The organism is Coleofasciculaceae cyanobacterium (assembly GCA_036703275.1).
In the GTDB taxonomy this organism is placed as follows: domain Bacteria; phylum Cyanobacteriota; class Cyanobacteriia; order Cyanobacteriales; family Xenococcaceae; genus Waterburya.
In genome coordinates this window covers 45,190-61,046 of record DATNPK010000076.1, presented here as the reverse complement: position 1 = coordinate 61,046, position 15,857 = coordinate 45,190, and the positions used below count along the sequence as shown (strand labels likewise).

Sequence of the window (15,857 nt, the reverse complement as noted above, 5' to 3'; positions counted from 1 at the left end):
GTTAGGTACTACATTGTTCTCTAAAGATGCAATGCCGACTATGGCGACTATTTTAATAGTCTTAAGGCTGCAAACAAACTTTGGCAAGTGTTGGTCAAGAAGTCTAAGTCTAGAGTTTTAATCGTATCGCTAGCCTTATGATAATGAGGATTTCGCAGCATTGCCGTGTCAGTTACCATAATTGCGCGGTATTTTTTTTGCCAAAAAGGAAAATGATCGCTAAACCCTGTAATTGAAATTAACTTGCCACCGCTAGGATCGGGCAAGACTTGAATCGGCGTGCCGTTTCGTTTCATCTGCCGACTAAGATGAATTAAATCAGGAATTGAGGCTAAGTTACCGACTAAAGCAATAAAGTTAGCGTTCGCGCTATAGAATGGCTTAATAATCTGAGGATAAGTTTGAGAACCTTTGGCATCATCACAATAGCCCAGCATCTCCAAAGACAGCATTAACCTTAATTTCTGTTTATCTTGTTGGAGTTGTTGAGCATAGGCAGTACTCCCCAGCAGGCCATATTCTTCAAGATCGAAAGCAACCAAGCGGACAGGATATTTTAGAGGAGTACTAGCAAAAACTGCTGCTAATTCCAGCAAAACAGCTACCCCCGAAGCATTGTCGTCTGCCCCAGGAGTTCCCGGTACGGCATCATAATGTGCGCCAACTAGGATCGGCGGTAAATCCGATCTGGAGTCAGAATCAAGATTAAGAATTAAGTTTTGATGAGTTTTACCGTTAAATTCAAACTCATGGTTTTCTACCTGTCCCCATTGCGATAGAGACTCGCGGATATATTCCCGCACCAAAAAATGTCCCCCAGACGCAAGATAAGGATCTCGCTCTCGCGCAATTTGAGTTAAATGATCGTGAAGCCGTTGTTTTAACTCAGTAGTTGCCTGTTGATTATTCATGTTCGCTCAATTTCTCAAATCTGATGCTTTAATTTCTATTGAATCAGAGGTCGGAGCAACTAAATCAAGGCGATAAATGTTAATTCGATTATACTTAATTCACCAAATAACATTTGAATAAAAGTCTTTAATCTTTTTATCTCTAGTAATGATTGAGGCATCATGAAAGCTAGCTAAAGCGACCATTATTCTATCTACTGGATCTCGATGCGACCATTTTAAATTCACGCTTTCAACTAAAAGATCTGTTTCAACTGCAACAATTTTTACTACATCTGACTGTTGAACCCGATTGATATATTTACTCAAGGGAATACCTAAATCTAGCTTTTGATTTTTTACCTTAATTGCAATCTCCCAAATAGCCATTGTGGAAGTTATACCGTCTTTTGACTGCTCCATTTTGGACAAAGCTTTCAAGGCTGCTGAAGATAACTCATCTGGGTCGAGACTCCACCATAGTAAAGCGCAGGTATCAAGCACAACAGTCAAATTTTCCCCCATTCTTTCGTTGTTGTAGTTAAATCCTCAAAATACTTAACCCTACCTCTCATATCTTTAAATAATTCTTCCGTGGGTGGTACTTCGCTAAACTTGGAAATTTTGGCGACAGGTCTACCTCGATCTGTGACAATAATTTCCTGGTTGTCTGACTCAACTAGTCTCAAAATTTCTAGTAGTTTGCTTTTAAGCTTGCTTTTGGAAATATTCATAATTATATAGCCATAGTCATGAGCATAGTCATATGCTAACGTAATTTGCAGCTAATTTAGCCAAGCCGTAGCCTCAGTTTAATAATGCTTGTTTTTGTTTGTGTTCTGAACCAGATAATTAATAATTAATTGCGCCTTTAATCATTAATGTTGTCGCGTGATATTATCGGTCTTTTTTGGGTGATTATAATCACTGATTCTCTTTGAGACCATCTCTATACTGGCTTTATAAGTAAAACAAACTTCAATAAAATTTTAAATCACAAGCAATTTTAAATCATGAAAAAACAATTATCTTCTGTCTTATTAGCGGTTAGTATTTTTACTCTTAATGCCATCCCTGCTCAAGCAAATAATAAAGAAACTTTGAGCAGCACAAAGAACAGCGAATCTAATATTAATTCTGGTGAGTGGTGTTTTGAGCTTCCTTGGATGGGTTTGTTTTGTTACGAACTTTAAGACTTTTATTTTTAATATTGTTAAACAATTATTTACCTATTTAAAATAAAAATATTTAGCTCAATTTAATTATAAAAAATAACCAATAAATATCAATTTAAAATTATTTTCCCAAGGCGATCGCAACTTACAAAAGCGATCGCCTTTCTTTTTAAGAGGTAATATTGATAATAATTTTTCCATAAACTAAGATGTTTATCGCTCCCCAAAAGCGCTCCACATTTGGGCTTGATGAGGTATGACCAAATTTGAATTAGTAGGCGCAACATTTTGGCTTTGAGGCTGACTGAGATAAGCGCGAGTAGCAGTATAACCAACCACAAACATGGAAAAAGCAGCTAGAGAAACCCCGATTGCTTTATCTAAATTAGATACATTTTCGTTAGATGTTTGTAACCGCATATTGCAATAACCTCAATTACTCTGAAATTTATTCTTACATTATTTCAAAAATAATTGTAACAACGGCTACTTTTCACAAAACTTATTTAGTTAAAAGAAGAATTAACTTGAACCGATTCCACAACTTGTTCGGACAAAGAAAAGGGAAGATCTTGATGATGAGAAGTAATTCCGTGACCAATCCCAGCTACAAGTCCTAAAACTGCTGGAAGTATTAATGATGCCCAGTTTTTCATCTGTATGATTGTTGTAAGTTTATTCTAGGATGGCACTGGAATTTCTAATCATTTGTAACAAAAATCACCTAAAATTGAGAATTGTTAACCAACAATGCAATATACACATCAAAATTATTCAAATATTGCAGATATGGAGTAGGAGCAACCGATCGAATAGCAAATGCTGGGATTACTATATCTATAGTATCCATAGTTAAAAAAGCGATCGCATCTAAATTAAACTCAATTAACTTGAGTAATCGACCAAGGAAGCTCTTGATTGGCAAACATCGGCACGACTTCGCCATACATAGCAGGTACTTGATAGGGTATAGGCTCTAGGGTTATAGCTTTCTGGGGTGGTCTGATTTGATAGATTCGTTGAGCATTATCAGAAACAAAAGCCTGTAAATTGGCGATCGCCTGATGCTTATCGAACAACTCGACTAAAGCCTGGAGAGCAATAGGAGCAGTAAAAATACCCGCAGCACAGCCACAAGCCTCTTTTTTATCAAGAGGATGGGGTGCAGAATCGCTGCCAAACATCAATTTAGGATGAGCATTAATGGCTGCATTAAGCAAAGCTTCTCTGTCTTCAGGACGTTTAGCGATCGGTTTACAAAATAAGTGTGGTCTAAGCAATCCCCCCGCCAGGTCATCTAAAGTTATAATCAGATGGTGCAAAGTTACAGTGGCGTAAAGATTCTCGTAGTTATCTAGCAAAGAGACTGCATCTGCCGTGGTGATATGCTCCATGATAATTTTTAATCGAGGAAACTTTTGCGCTAAATGCTCAAAGATCGGCAAAAATAATTTTTCTCGCTCCATCACAAAGCCGTGAGTTTCTCCATGTATCATTAAAGGAATCTCCAACTCTTGTAAATGTTTGATTGTAGTTTCGGCTTTACCTAGTGCTGCTACTCCATCCTCGCTATTGGTAGTTACTCCCGCAGGATAAAGTTTGACTCCCAAAATATGGGGTTTAAACTGCTCAAGATCTTGATAACTATACTGCTTAAAAAAAGCCGTCATATATGGTTCAAAAACATCTTTGCCAACGTTCGATTTAATTTCTTGAACATATCCTTTTAAACGCTCCAAATTATCTACCACAGGCACTAAATTTGGCATCACGACCCCTCCCGCAAAGGAATATGAACTCAGAGGGATTACCGTCTGCGCCATTGCTCCCTCTCGAAAATGGAGGTGCATATCTAAAGGAGAATTAATTACTACTTGCTTATTGTGATTGGTCATCATTTTAACTTTTAACTTTACGGGTAAAGCCATACCTTGTCTCTAGCTCATTCTCAACTTCATTTTTGGTCGAGCTTTTTGATTTATGCCAAAAGTGTATTGAATTGAGCTATATATATAATTAATAAATACCAGAATAGACAAGTATTTGCTCACCCTAATCAATGCCAGCCCAAGTAATTACCATACTGTCTGCTGAAGAAATTCGCCGTACTATTAATCGCATGGCTTCCCAAATTATCGAAAAATCAGGAGATTTGTCGGAAACTATCTTACTGGGTATTCATACCAAGGGTGTACCTCTAGCTCATTTATTAGCTACACAAATTGAGATTTTAGAAAACACTTCGGTTGCAGTAGGCGCGATCGACGTGACGTTTTATCGGGATGATCTAGATAAAATTCGTACCCGCATTCCTGCTAAAGCTGAAATTCCTGTAGATTTGACAGGAAAAACCGTGGTGCTAGTAGACGATGTAATTTATAAAGGTCGTACTATTCGTGCTGCACTCAATGCCGTTATTGAATACGGTAGACCACAGGCAATTAGATTAGCCGTGTTGGTAGACAGAGGACATCGCGAATTGCCAATTCATCCTGACTTTATCGGCAAGAAATTGCCAACAGCTTCAGAAGAACAGGTCAAAGTTTATTTTAACCATCTAGATGGTAAAGATGCGGTGGAATTAATTAAAGATTAAGTATTGCTGAGGCGATCGCAGTATTACATAAGTTATATTTGTCTTACAAAGATCTTATTTTGTTTAAGCTGTTATGACTTATAGCCTGAGAATTGCTGACTTACCAGTTAGTGAGCGTCCCCGTGAGAGATTGATGGCGGTAGGAGCAAAGAATCTTTCCGAGGCAGAGCTTCTGGCTATTTTAATTAGCACAGGACAAACGAGGGGAAATTTATCAGCAATTGGCTTGGCGCAGCATATATTGCAGGAGTTAGGCAAATATAGACGCGCTCCTTTAGATGTCTTACGAGATGTTAATCCTCGTGAATTGATGCGAATTCCTGGTATTGGTCCTGCCAAGGCAGCTACCATTATTGCCGCAGTAGAGTTGGGCAAACGTACCTTTAAATTTAGACCGAATGAACGAGTAACCGTAGATAGTCCTGCATCAGCAGCAGCGGTTTTAAGCCATGACCTAATGTGGCAGAATCAAGAGCGTTTTGCAATTTTAATGCTTGATGTCAAAAACTATTTATTAGCTACTCAAGTTTTAACTATTGGTACGGCCACCGAAACCTTAATTCATCCCCGGGAAATCTTTCGAGAAATTGTGCGCCAGGGAGCAACTAAACTAATTATTGCTCATAATCATCCATCTGGTAATTTAGAGCCTTCTCCCGAAGATATTTATTTAACTGAAAAGTTGTTGCAGGGTTCGCAATATCTGGATATTCCGCTGCTAGATCATTTGATTTTAGGTAATGGCGATCATCAAAGTCTTAGACAAGGAACAGATTTGTGGGAACGTTATCCACAAGGGGAGTAGATATGAAGTCAGAAGTCAGAAGTCAAAAGTTACAAGCTGAATTAATTGCTTGAAGTAATTTTTGATTTTGTGACTCAGTGCCAATGGTGATCCGTATTTTGTCGTCTAATCCTGACGAGTTAAAATAACGAATTAAAATATTTTGTTCTTTTAAAGATTGATAGATAGCTGCTGCTTTATGATCGGGTGGGGTAACTAATAGAAAATTACCTTGAGAATCTCTTACCTTGAAGCCAATTTGTCTTAAGTCTATTGCTAGTTTATCGCGCGATCGCTTTACTTTTTCAGCGCAAGCATTTTTATATTCCTGGTCTTTCATGGCTGCTGCACCAACTAAAATGGCAACAGCATCGACGCTATAGCTATCTTTGACTTTAAACAAACCTGAGATTAGCTTAGGGTTAGCAATACCAAAACCCAAGCGTAAGCCAGCCAAGGAATAACCTTTAGAAAGTGTGCGTAAGATAATTACGTTATCAAATTCTTGGACTAAAGATAATGCGGAGTAGTCGGCAAAATCCACATAAGCCTCGTCGATTGCTAATATACCCGATACTCTACTAGCTAGTTGACGCAGATCGTTTAAAGGTACAAGATGACCAGAAGGACTATTAGGAGTTGCAATCAAAGTAACTGCACCATCAGCAGCAACTAATTCATCAATAGGTAAGCGATAATCTTGAGGATAGGTAACTTCCACTACTTCGGCAGCTTGGATTGATGCCAAAGTTTTATAGAGTACATAAGACGGCATGGGATAGACTACCTTACGTTTCCCTTCGGCACAGGCACGAATTAAGATATTTAAGAGATCGTCACTACCATTAGTGACAATAATCCAATCAACAGGCACGTCTAAAGCTTCACTCGCTGCATTACAAAAGTCTCTGGAGTATGGATCGGGATAACGTCTTAACCATTCACTATTTAAATTGCGTAATACTTCTATTGCTTTGGGTGAAGGGGGATAAGGATTCTCATTAGTATTTAGTTTAATGATTGGTGTTCCTGGCTTGGGTTGTTCCCCAGGAGTGTAGCCTGGCATTGTGGCGATCGCCGGACGAAAATAGTTCATGTTAATTATTCAAAAATATCTAGCTGTTCCATAGTATTAGCGTCAGCATCTTTCTTGGGCTTCACCTGTTCGATACCTTTACGTAAACCTAGGGCAATCTTACTATGTTTTTCTATTTGTCCCATTACCTGTCTTGCGCGATCGATTACTGAAGAGGGTAAACCTGCTAGTCTGCCTGCTTCAATACCGTAGGATTTATCTGCACCACCTGGAGTTACCTGATGGAGAAAAATAATTTTATCGGACATTTCCTTGACTGTTACCTGGTAATTAGCAACGTTAGTCAAAATTGAAGCCAGTTCGTTTAATTCGTGATAGTGGGTGGCAAAAATAGTTCGTCCTTGGATATCCGTGGCTAAGTATTCTGCAACCGCCCAAGCAATTGATAATCCGTCAAAAGTTGCTGTACCTCGTCCGATTTCGTCTAAAAGAATTAAAGATTTAGGGGTAGCGTGATTGAGAATATTAGCAGTTTCATTCATTTCTACCATAAAAGTAGATTGTCCTGTGGCTAAGTCATCTACTGCACCAACGCGAGTAAAAATGCGATCGCATATCGCTAATTTAGCCTCTGTAGCAGGGACAAAACTACCAATCTGGGCAATTAGTTGAATTAAGCCAATTTGTCGCAGATAACAGCTTTTCCCGCTAGCATTAGGTCCAGTTAGGATAACTAAATCTGGATATTTTTCGCCCATTTTCGCTGAATTGGGTACAAAAAAGCCTTCCCCTAAAGATTGCTCGACCACAGGATGTCTACCTTCAAAAATATTTATTTCACGTCCTTTAACCATTTCAGGACAGCAATAATTTTGGTAAACAGCGACTTCGGCTAACCCCGCTAAAACATCGATCGCCGCAACGGCTTTAGAGATACTGCGGATTTGCTGAGCTTTTTCAGCTACCGTAGCTCTTAATTCGGTAAAAATATCGTATTCAAGATTGTTTAAGTCATCTTTTGCCGTGAGAATTCTAGTTTCGCGCTCTTTTAATTCTGAAGTGATGTATCTTTCTTCGTTGGTTAAAGTTTGCTTACGCTGATAATTATCAGGAGCTTGACTGGCTTTGGAACGAGGCATACTGATGTAATAGCCAAAAGTTTTGTTATAGCCCACCTTGATATTAGCTACGCCGACTCTTTCTCTTTCGGTTACCTCTAGGTTCGTAAGCCATTGCTTATCATCTTCTAGTCTTTGGCGAATTTCATCTAGTCGTGAATCTATACCATCTTTAATAATTCCGCCGTCTTTTAAAAGTATGGGTGGAGAGTCTACGAGTCTTTCTGCTACATAAACACCTAACTGTTCTAACTCTGGAGGAATTTTATGTAAGGCTTTAAGATAAGGAGCAGAACCAAAAGAAGTGATCGCTGATAGATCGGCTAACTTAATCAAAGATTCAGCTAAAGCTAATAAATCTCGCGCATTCGCCGTACCAGAAGCTACTCTACCCGATAATCTTTCAATATCATATATTTTACGCAGCATCGAGCGTAAATCCTGGCGCATGGAAGTATTTTCTACCAGTTCTTTAATCGTATCTTGTCTTGCACCAATACCTTTGATATCGATTAATGGTTGCAATATCCAACGTCGTAATGCTCTACCACCCATTGCCGTACTAGTGCGATCTAATGCCCAGAGTAAAGAGCCATGAAACGTACCGTCTCGGATAGTTTGGGTAATTTCTAAGTTGCGACGAGTCTGATGATCGAGAATCAAATAGTCTGCCAGGCTATAGGTGCGTAATGGTTGCAAAGGAACTTGATAGGCTTTTTGCGTATCCTCAACATATTCTAATAAACCACCCGCAGCCCTAACTCCCAAAGGAATATCAGCGCACCCCATGCCCTCTAAAGAACTTACGCCAAACGTATCTTTAAGTCTTTGACTGGCTTCAACTAAAGTAAACGGCTGTTGCGATCGCAAAGAATAACAAAAGCTATCAGGCAAATAATCAGCCAAATACTCAGATTTCTCTCCTGGACGCAGCAAACCATTAATATCTGGCGCATTAGCAGGGATTAGAACTTCTGATGGTTGTAAACGCAGTAGTTCTACAGTTAAAGAACTTAGTTCATTCGATTGAGCCGTAAAAAACTCGCCTGTAGATATGTCTGCGTAAGCTAAACCCCAATGTTCTCCTGCAACTACAATTGCAGCCAGAAAATTATTCTGGCGTGCTTGCAACATCCCATCATCAGTCAAAGTACCAGGGGTAAGTAATTTTTGAATTTCCCTTTTGACTAAATTCCGTTTTTCCGCAGCAGCAGTGGCAGCATCCTCTACCTGATCGCAAATTGCCACGGCATACCCTTTTTCCACCAGCATCGTACTGTAACGTTCTAAAGCATGATGGGGTACTCCAGTCATTGCAACTCGTCCAAGCTCTTTTCCCCCTTCCTTGCTGGTTTGAACTAATTCTAATTCTCTAGCAATAGTCACAGCATCCTGAAAAAAACATTCAAAAAAATCTCCTACTCGATATAGCAGTAGCGCATTAGGATACTGTTCTTTCACCTCAACATAATGTTGATACATCGGCGAAAGCTTAGATTTGTCTATGTTGCTGCAATCGGTAATGATATTTCTATCTGTTTGATGATGTTTTTCGGAAGACATAAATCTGTGCTAATCAGTATCTTTACTACTATGACTTTATCGCACCAAATTAGGCTTCTTGGCGGTAATCTCGATCTATTTTAAGAATTCTTTAATTGACGCTGTTTGTTTAAGATATAAAACCCAAGCCTGATATTGCTCCTAGTGGTTTGTCCATTAATTAATCAAAAATAATTTATATAAACTAAGAGCTAAGGTTAGTTGGATTAATTGCTGTGAAATATTTAATCTTTGTAGTTCTCTTGACGCATTAACACATACTAAATAGCCGCAACCGTTTAAAACTACATTAGCATTGCTTTGCGCTTCGGTAAATTCCAATAATTCTTAATCACAAGCTAGATAATACTTAAACCAAAAATCACTTTTTCTTAATCCGAGAATAGGAAGATTTTATTAAGAAAAATATTTATTCTCAATAACCCACCTTCTTGAAGCTTTTAAGGCAATTGGGGATTTGACGATATAAGTTTCTGCTTCATTTCCACATACATGAAGTATTCGTTACTGCTAAACAATCACCCAAGAAATCAATAGATTATGAGCAACGAAAATAGCGTAATATTTATTCATCCAGACGGTGCAAGTCCTTCACACTACGGGGCGGGGCGTTTTGCTTCGGTTGGACCAGATGGCAGACTTAACTGGGACGAGATGACCAATGCGGGAGTTTATCTGGGACATCTAGACGACCAAATTGTAGCTACTTCTAATGCTGGTGCAGTAGCTCACGCTTACGGGATCAAGCCATATGCTGGTAGCTATGGCTTAGATGAGTCGGGCAATCCCTATACTGCCCTTTCTGGTCAATCAGGCACGACCATTATGGAAGAGGCGATCGCCGATGGAAAAGCTACAGCCGTAATTAATTCAGGTTTTATTGCCGAACCTGGTACGGGAGTGTTTTTAGCCGATGCGGAAAGTCGTGATGACGTTGCTGCGATTACCGCCGAAATAGTCAAGTCGGGTACTAACGCTATCTTGGGTGGTGGAGAAATTCACTATTTACCTAAAGGAACAGTGGGACGTTTTGGGGAAGAAGGTATCCGTGAAGACGGACGTAACCTGATCGAAGAAGCCGAACAAATGGGCTATACGATAGTTTTCAGCCTAGAAGAACTACAAAGTCTGCCGGCCGATACGGAAAAAGTCTTAGGCATTTTTGCCGCCGAAGACACTTATAATGACGTTACCGAAGGAGCATTAAAAGAAGAAGGCTTGGTCGATGAAGAAGGTAATTTAATTTCCTACGGTCAACCAGGAAATGAAAATCCGCCTACCGTTGCTCAAATGCTGGAAGCAACTTTAGATTTAGAAGTTTTCAACAAGAATGAAAATGGAATGTTTGTCGTCTTGGAGGAAGAAGGCACAGACAACTTTGGTAATAATAATAATGCGGCGGGGACAGTTGATGCAGTTTTACGGGCAGATGAAGCTATTGGCGTGGCACAAGACTATATTGATAACGTCAATCCCGACACTTTATTAGTTACCGCTGCTGATAGTGATGGTGGCGGTTTAGAAGTTGACGATGTTGAAGGAGAAACAGTAGGCACTACCGAAGTACAACCACCTTTTGACACAGAAGTTCCCTATGATGGTACGACTGGGAATAATACTGCACCCTTTACTACTGGCGCACCCGATGATAATGGCGATACTTTTGAATTTGGTGTCGGTTGGGCAGGAGTTCCTGATTTTGCCGGTAGTATTGTTTCTAAAACCTATGGTTTGAATGCGGAAGAACTTCCTGCGACTGTAGACAATACGGGCATTTACCGTCTGATGTATGAAACTCTTTTTGACGTAGAGTTAGAAGCCCCTGAAGGCGTTCCTGACGGTATTGAACCTGCCCCAGAACCTACAGAAGATACGGGAAACGTGATTTTTATTCATCCAGACGGAACCAGTCCTTCTCATTATGGTGCTGCTAGATTTGCTTCTGTTGGTACAGATGGTAGATTGAACTGGGACAAAATGACCGATGCAGGGGTTTATCTCGGTCACATGGATGATCAAATTGTGGCAACTTCTAATGCTGGGGCGGTTACCCATGCTTTTGGAGTTAAAGTACAAGCTGATTCTTTTGGTTTGGATGAAGCAGGTAACCCTGTAGAGTCTCTTTCTGGTAAAGAAGGCATAAGTATTATGGATGAAGCGATCGCAGCAGGTAAACCCACTGCTGTAATCAATTCTGGGATTATTGCCGAACCTGGTACAGGGGCATTTCTTGCCGATGCTGAAAATCGCGATAATGTTGCTGAAATTACCGCCGAAATCGTCGAGTCTGGTGCAGACGTAATTATGGGTGGTGGTGAAATCCAATATTTGCCCGTAGGCACTGTAGGACGCTTTGGAGAAGAAGGTATCCGTGAAGACGGACGCAACCTAATTGCAGAAGCCGAAGCAATGGGCTACACCGTTGTTTATACGCGCGAAGAACTAAATAGCTTACCCGCTGACGCTGACAAAGTACTGGGTGTTTTTGCAGCCGAAGATACCTATAACGACACCGACGAGGCAACTTTAAAAGAAGAAGGCTTTGTTGATGAAAATGGCGAACTGATTCTTTATGGTCAACCAGGGAATAAAAATCCGCCTACTGTTGCCGAAATGCTCGATGTAACTTTAGGTTTTGATAAGTTTGCTAATGCCGAAGACGGCTTTATGGTAGTTATGGAAGAGGAAGGTTCGGATAACTTTCCTAATAACAACAATGGTGCTGGTGCAATTGAAGCCACTTTACGGGCTGATGAGGCAATTGGCGTGGCGCAAGATTTTGTTAACAATGTCGATCCCAATACTTTGGTTTTAACTGCTGCTGACAGCGATGCTGGGGGTTTAGAAGTAGTCGATGTTGATGAAGAGAGTGAAACTGTTGGTACAATTGACGTACAGCCAGAATTAGCTGCTTTTGGTGATGATGCCGATGGTATCCCCGTTCCTCTCGATGGGCAAACAGGTAATGATACTGAACCTTTTAATACTGGCGCACCCGATGCAGATGGAGATAGTTTTGAGTTCGGTTTGGGCTATGTCAGCACCAATGATGTTGCAGGTAGTATTGTTTCTAAAGGTTACGGTTTAAACTCCGATTTAATTGAAGATACGGTAGACAACACTGATATGTACCGTATTATGTATCAAACTCTGTTTGGAGTTGCTCCTGAAGAGATAGCTGACGATAATGAGGGTGATAGCGGAGACAATACCAGCTTTGAACCTTTGTTCGGTACTACAGATATCGACATTATTGAACTAGAAGGTAGCGATCGCTTAGTATTTGCTGGTGAAGGTAACGATCTAGTTGATGCTGCTATTGCTGGTGAAGGTAGCAACCGCATCTATCTTGACGATGGAGACGATCTGGCAATTTTGGGTACGGGCGATCGCCTCGTTGGTGCTGAAGGTGTAGATCGTTTCTTTGTCACTAGTGGCGGTGATAATACTATTACTGGAGGCGAAGGCGCAGACCAATTTTGGCTTGCTGATGCGCAATTTCCCGAATCAACTAACACTATTACCGATTTTGAGTCTGGTGTTGATCTTATTGGCATTGCTGGTTTGGGTATCGGCTTCGAGGAATTGAGTATTACCGATAGTAATGGGGATGCTTTGATTGCTACTGATGACAGCGACTTGGCAATTTTACAAGGTGTCGATGCTGCTAGCTTGAATGCAGATAATTTTGTTTTTGTTTAAATTTTGACAATATATGGCGATCGCACTATCGAATAAATTGCTGAGGTTAAAATTGAACGGAATAAAATAAAACTTCTTTGTATATGACACTTAAACGCTAATTGTTTCAGAGGACATCGGCTGATGTCCTCTGAAACTTTTTATGCTTCTTCTCTTTTAGTAGCAGCTTCGTTTTTTGGAGCTAATTCTGCTCGATCTGCTGCGGGTGTTTCTTCTAAGATTGTCTCTGGATCGACTGCTGGATTAGAGGCTAGATCCATTTGAGCATTAGCGTTGGTATTCGGCTTGGCAGTACCGCTTTTACCAGTGGCATTTTTCTTGTCAGACATGATAATTTAACTCAAAATATGGCGAATTTAATCTATTTTGACTAAAAGCCTGACATAGTTAGTTGTACCAAAGATAGACTTATGAACTACTTACACTAAATCTTCGATTTAGAATAAGTTTCTAGCTTCGCTGGGTCTTGCCTTACCTTGGTCTTTCGTCCTCGGTTCGGTCTTACAGTCCCTCGACTAGCAGAGACGGCTATTCCATCCGTCTTTATTATCCTGATGCCTTCTGCTCTAATATTTCGGCTTGCTGCTTCATCACGATCATGAGTTTTCCCACATGAAGTGTTCAAGCAAGTCCATTCCCTAATACTCAAATCCATCTTTGGAGTTTGAGTTAGACAATCGGGGCAGATATGAGAGCTAGGGAAAAATCTATCGATTTCAACTAGACGTTTATCTTCACGCTCTAGTTTATAACTTAGAAAATTTACGAACATCCCCCAACCAACATCAGATATACTTTGAGCTAATTTATGGTTACGCACTAATCCCTTAATATTGAGGTTTTCTACCACAATAACTTTGCTTATCTGGGTCAGTTTTCTACTTAGTTTATGTAAAAAATCCTGACGGGAATTGCTTATACGTGCATGAACCTTAGCCACTAATTTCTTAGCTTTTTGTCTGGTTTTACTTCCTTCTTGATGAAGTTGTTCATGGGGGAAAGCCAAGGCGCGTTTTGAGTGGGAAGCTTCCCACTCAAAAGCCGCCGTCCCAAGACCACACTTCATCGCTTTTTGTTTTCTAGATAATTTTTGTTGTTTACGAGCTAGATTTTTCTCATGCTTGAGGAAGTGTCTAGGATTAGCATATTTACTAGTCTTAGTACCATCATGAGCTATGCAAAAATCAAGGATTCCTAAATCTAAGCCAATTATTTTGTCACCATTGCCAGATACAAAGCAAGCTTCTAATTCATAAATAAGACTGGCAAAATATCTATCTGAACTATCCTTGGTAACAGTAACGGTTTTGATTGTGCCAACATAGCGACGATCAAATACTGCTTTGATTAATCCAATTTTAGGTAGTTTAATCCAGTCTCCTGCAATCTTTACTGACTGAGGAAAACCAACTGACTGTTTACCATGTTTAGATTTGAACCTAGGAAATCTAGCTCTTTTTTCAAAGAAGTTTATAAAAGCGCGAGACAAATTGAGTGATGTCTGTTGCAGCGATTGAGAATAAACTTCTGTCCTCAACCATTCATTTTCTTCTTTTAGATTAGGCAACAAAGCATTTAATCCTGCGCGAGATAAGCCTTTACCTGTCTGTTTGTAAGTTTCAATACTTTTGTTCAAAGCATGATTCCACCACCAGCGACAACAGCCCATAGCACCTGCTAGTTGATGTTTTTGTTCGTCAGTTGGATAAATTCGTACTTTCTGTGCTTGTCTAATCATGTCTATCACTATACCATATAATGATAAATTTGCTCTAGATAAATAATCCTACTTAGTATTTAGTTCCCGTGCATGATTTGCGACGCGAAGCTAGTGCTAAAGCATACCGCTCCGCATATCCTTTAGGGCGAAGCTTATCCTTTAGGACTAGCTGAAGTCCTTCGGACTTGCTTCGCAAACGCGTCGCGATTAATCTCCCACTAAACTTTTCGAGTTTTGAAGGAGAATTCTTTTACAACAGGTTAAACTGTAACGTATGGTTGCACTCCAGCGGTATCGACACCTCTAAGTAACTGAGCAATTTGATTTCCCGATTTTGGTTCAATCCAGTCAGAAGCAATTTCGGCCAAGGGTACTAGAACAAAAGCTCGATCGCTCATTCGAGGATGAGGAATAGTCAAATTAGGGGTGTTTAAAACTACGTTGCCATACAGCAGCAAATCCAGATCTAAAGTTCTAGCTTCCAATGTACCTTTGCCCACTCTGCCAAACTGAATTTCAATACCCTGAAGAATAGTTAGTAGTTCTTCTGGTGCTTGTTCTACCGATAATAAAGCACAGCCGTTAAGATAATCGGCTTGAGGTTGTGGTGTACCGACAGCTTTGGTTTGATACCAGCTAGACTTTTGCTGGAGATTAATCCCAGGAATTTGATTGAGTGCATCAAGAGAACTCTCTAAAATACTTAAAGAGTCGCCCTGATTACTGCCTAGTGCGATTGCGCATTCTCTCATCGTGCCTAGTTAATTCAAGAGTTTTATTTATTGTAAACTTTTAGTCTCTTTTAGCATAAAGGTTTAAGCCGCGTTGCTTAAACATTATTTATGCTTCTGAAAACTAAATGAATTGCATTTTTTTTATAGATGATTTAGGATTGAATTCTAGTTTAAAAACTAAAAGATAATCGGCTTCTTTAAGAAATAACTCAGGAGATGATCCATGAATAATCTTGATTTGTTATGCGAAAAAAGGCAATTAGACAATCGACCGACAGAAATTGAGCTTAAGCTTAGAGTGCCTCAGAATTATCATCAAGAACCAATTATTTCCCAACTAATCTCTGAATATCAGCTCAAAGTTGTTTTGTTGGCAGCAATTTTAGGTAAAGATGGTCAGGGAGATGGCTGGTTTGACATTAAACTCTTAGGCACTTTTCAACAAATTAATAATGCTTTGATTTACCTTTCAGAATTAGATATTGAAATTTGGCACGAACAAGATCTAGAACTAGATGGTTGGTAAGTGTTAATGTTTA

16 protein-coding genes are annotated in these 15,857 nt (G+C 39.7%); 5 read left to right on the top strand and 11 right to left on the bottom strand.

Going from position 1 to position 15,857, the window contains the following annotated elements:
- Positions 1 to 47: 47 nt before the first annotated feature.
- The 3 genes from V6C71_13890 to V6C71_13880 all read right to left on the bottom strand — a co-directional run bounded on the left by V6C71_13890 (position 48) and on the right by V6C71_13880 (position 1,624).
- Positions 48 to 911, bottom strand: coding sequence for a M28 family peptidase (locus V6C71_13890; protein HEY9769565.1), 864 nt, complete (start codon positions 909 to 911; stop codon positions 48 to 50).
- A gap of 99 nt (positions 912 to 1,010) precedes the next feature.
- Positions 1,011 to 1,415, bottom strand: coding sequence for a type II toxin-antitoxin system VapC family toxin (locus V6C71_13885; protein HEY9769564.1), 405 nt, complete (start codon positions 1,413 to 1,415; stop codon positions 1,011 to 1,013).
- Complete coding sequence (locus V6C71_13880; protein HEY9769563.1) at positions 1,400 to 1,624, bottom strand: type II toxin-antitoxin system prevent-host-death family antitoxin; 225 nt, start codon at positions 1,622 to 1,624, stop codon at positions 1,400 to 1,402. The genes V6C71_13885 and V6C71_13880 overlap by 16 nt, the downstream gene beginning before the upstream one ends.
- 279 nt (positions 1,625 to 1,903) lie before the next feature.
- Here V6C71_13880 and V6C71_13875 point away from each other — a divergent pair, with 279 nt between their 5' ends.
- On the top strand, positions 1,904 to 2,083 hold the full coding sequence (locus V6C71_13875; protein ID HEY9769562.1) for a hypothetical protein: 180 nt from the start codon (positions 1,904 to 1,906) through the stop codon (positions 2,081 to 2,083).
- Positions 2,084 to 2,278: 195 nt separating this feature from the next.
- Here the strand turns inward: V6C71_13875 and V6C71_13870 are convergent, their stop codons facing one another.
- The 3 genes from V6C71_13870 to pyrC form a co-directional block, all read right to left on the bottom strand.
- Positions 2,279 to 2,485 carry a hypothetical protein gene (locus V6C71_13870; protein ID HEY9769561.1) on the bottom strand — a complete coding sequence of 69 codons (207 nt, stop codon included), beginning with the start codon at positions 2,483 to 2,485 and terminating at the stop codon, positions 2,279 to 2,281.
- Between the two features lie 86 nt (positions 2,486 to 2,571).
- Positions 2,572 to 2,721: a hypothetical protein gene (locus V6C71_13865; protein HEY9769560.1), complete on the bottom strand. Its 150-nt coding sequence runs from the start codon at positions 2,719 to 2,721 to the stop codon at positions 2,572 to 2,574.
- Positions 2,722 to 2,946: 225 nt separating this feature from the next.
- A complete protein-coding gene (gene pyrC, locus V6C71_13860) occupies positions 2,947 to 3,993 on the bottom strand; it encodes a dihydroorotase (protein HEY9769559.1) in 1,047 nt (348 codons plus the stop codon).
- A gap of 131 nt (positions 3,994 to 4,124) precedes the next feature.
- Here pyrC and pyrR point away from each other — a divergent pair, with 131 nt between their 5' ends.
- Positions 4,125 to 4,661 (top strand): bifunctional pyr operon transcriptional regulator/uracil phosphoribosyltransferase PyrR, encoded by a 537-nt coding sequence (gene pyrR, locus V6C71_13855; protein ID HEY9769558.1) that lies wholly within the window; start codon positions 4,125 to 4,127, stop codon positions 4,659 to 4,661.
- A gap of 73 nt (positions 4,662 to 4,734) precedes the next feature.
- On the top strand, positions 4,735 to 5,466 hold the full coding sequence (radC, locus tag V6C71_13850; GenBank protein ID HEY9769557.1) for a DNA repair protein RadC: 732 nt from the start codon (positions 4,735 to 4,737) through the stop codon (positions 5,464 to 5,466).
- A gap of 22 nt (positions 5,467 to 5,488) precedes the next feature.
- Here the strand turns inward: radC and hisC are convergent, their stop codons facing one another.
- Both hisC and mutS read right to left on the bottom strand, forming a co-directional pair.
- Positions 5,489 to 6,541: a histidinol-phosphate transaminase gene (gene hisC, locus V6C71_13845; protein HEY9769556.1), complete on the bottom strand. Its 1,053-nt coding sequence runs from the start codon at positions 6,539 to 6,541 to the stop codon at positions 5,489 to 5,491.
- 5 nt (positions 6,542 to 6,546) lie between these two features.
- The gene (gene mutS / locus V6C71_13840; GenBank protein HEY9769555.1) at positions 6,547 to 9,162 is read right to left on the bottom strand and encodes a DNA mismatch repair protein MutS; all 2,616 of its coding nucleotides are present in this window, start codon (positions 9,160 to 9,162) and stop codon (positions 6,547 to 6,549) included.
- Positions 9,163 to 9,702: 540 nt separating this feature from the next.
- Between mutS and V6C71_13835 the strand changes: the two genes are divergently transcribed.
- Positions 9,703 to 12,864 (top strand): alkaline phosphatase, encoded by a 3,162-nt coding sequence (locus V6C71_13835; GenBank protein ID HEY9769554.1) that lies wholly within the window; start codon positions 9,703 to 9,705, stop codon positions 12,862 to 12,864.
- A 140-nt stretch (positions 12,865 to 13,004) separates the two neighbouring features.
- On the opposite strand, the gene V6C71_13830 is transcribed toward V6C71_13835, so the two are convergent.
- The 3 genes from V6C71_13830 to folK all read right to left on the bottom strand — a co-directional run bounded on the left by V6C71_13830 (position 13,005) and on the right by folK (position 15,336).
- Positions 13,005 to 13,193: a hypothetical protein gene (locus tag V6C71_13830; protein HEY9769553.1), complete on the bottom strand. Its 189-nt coding sequence runs from the start codon at positions 13,191 to 13,193 to the stop codon at positions 13,005 to 13,007.
- A 95-nt stretch (positions 13,194 to 13,288) separates the two neighbouring features.
- Entirely contained in the window at positions 13,289 to 14,602 is a 1,314-nt protein-coding gene (locus V6C71_13825) for an RNA-guided endonuclease TnpB family protein (protein HEY9769552.1), read from the bottom strand.
- A gap of 242 nt (positions 14,603 to 14,844) precedes the next feature.
- A complete protein-coding gene (gene folK, locus V6C71_13820) occupies positions 14,845 to 15,336 on the bottom strand; it encodes a 2-amino-4-hydroxy-6-hydroxymethyldihydropteridine diphosphokinase (GenBank protein HEY9769551.1) in 492 nt (163 codons plus the stop codon).
- A gap of 205 nt (positions 15,337 to 15,541) precedes the next feature.
- Between folK and V6C71_13815 the strand changes: the two genes are divergently transcribed.
- Positions 15,542 to 15,844 (top strand): NIL domain-containing protein, encoded by a 303-nt coding sequence (locus tag V6C71_13815; protein HEY9769550.1) that lies wholly within the window; start codon positions 15,542 to 15,544, stop codon positions 15,842 to 15,844.
- The last annotated feature ends 13 nt before the right edge of the window (positions 15,845 to 15,857 follow it).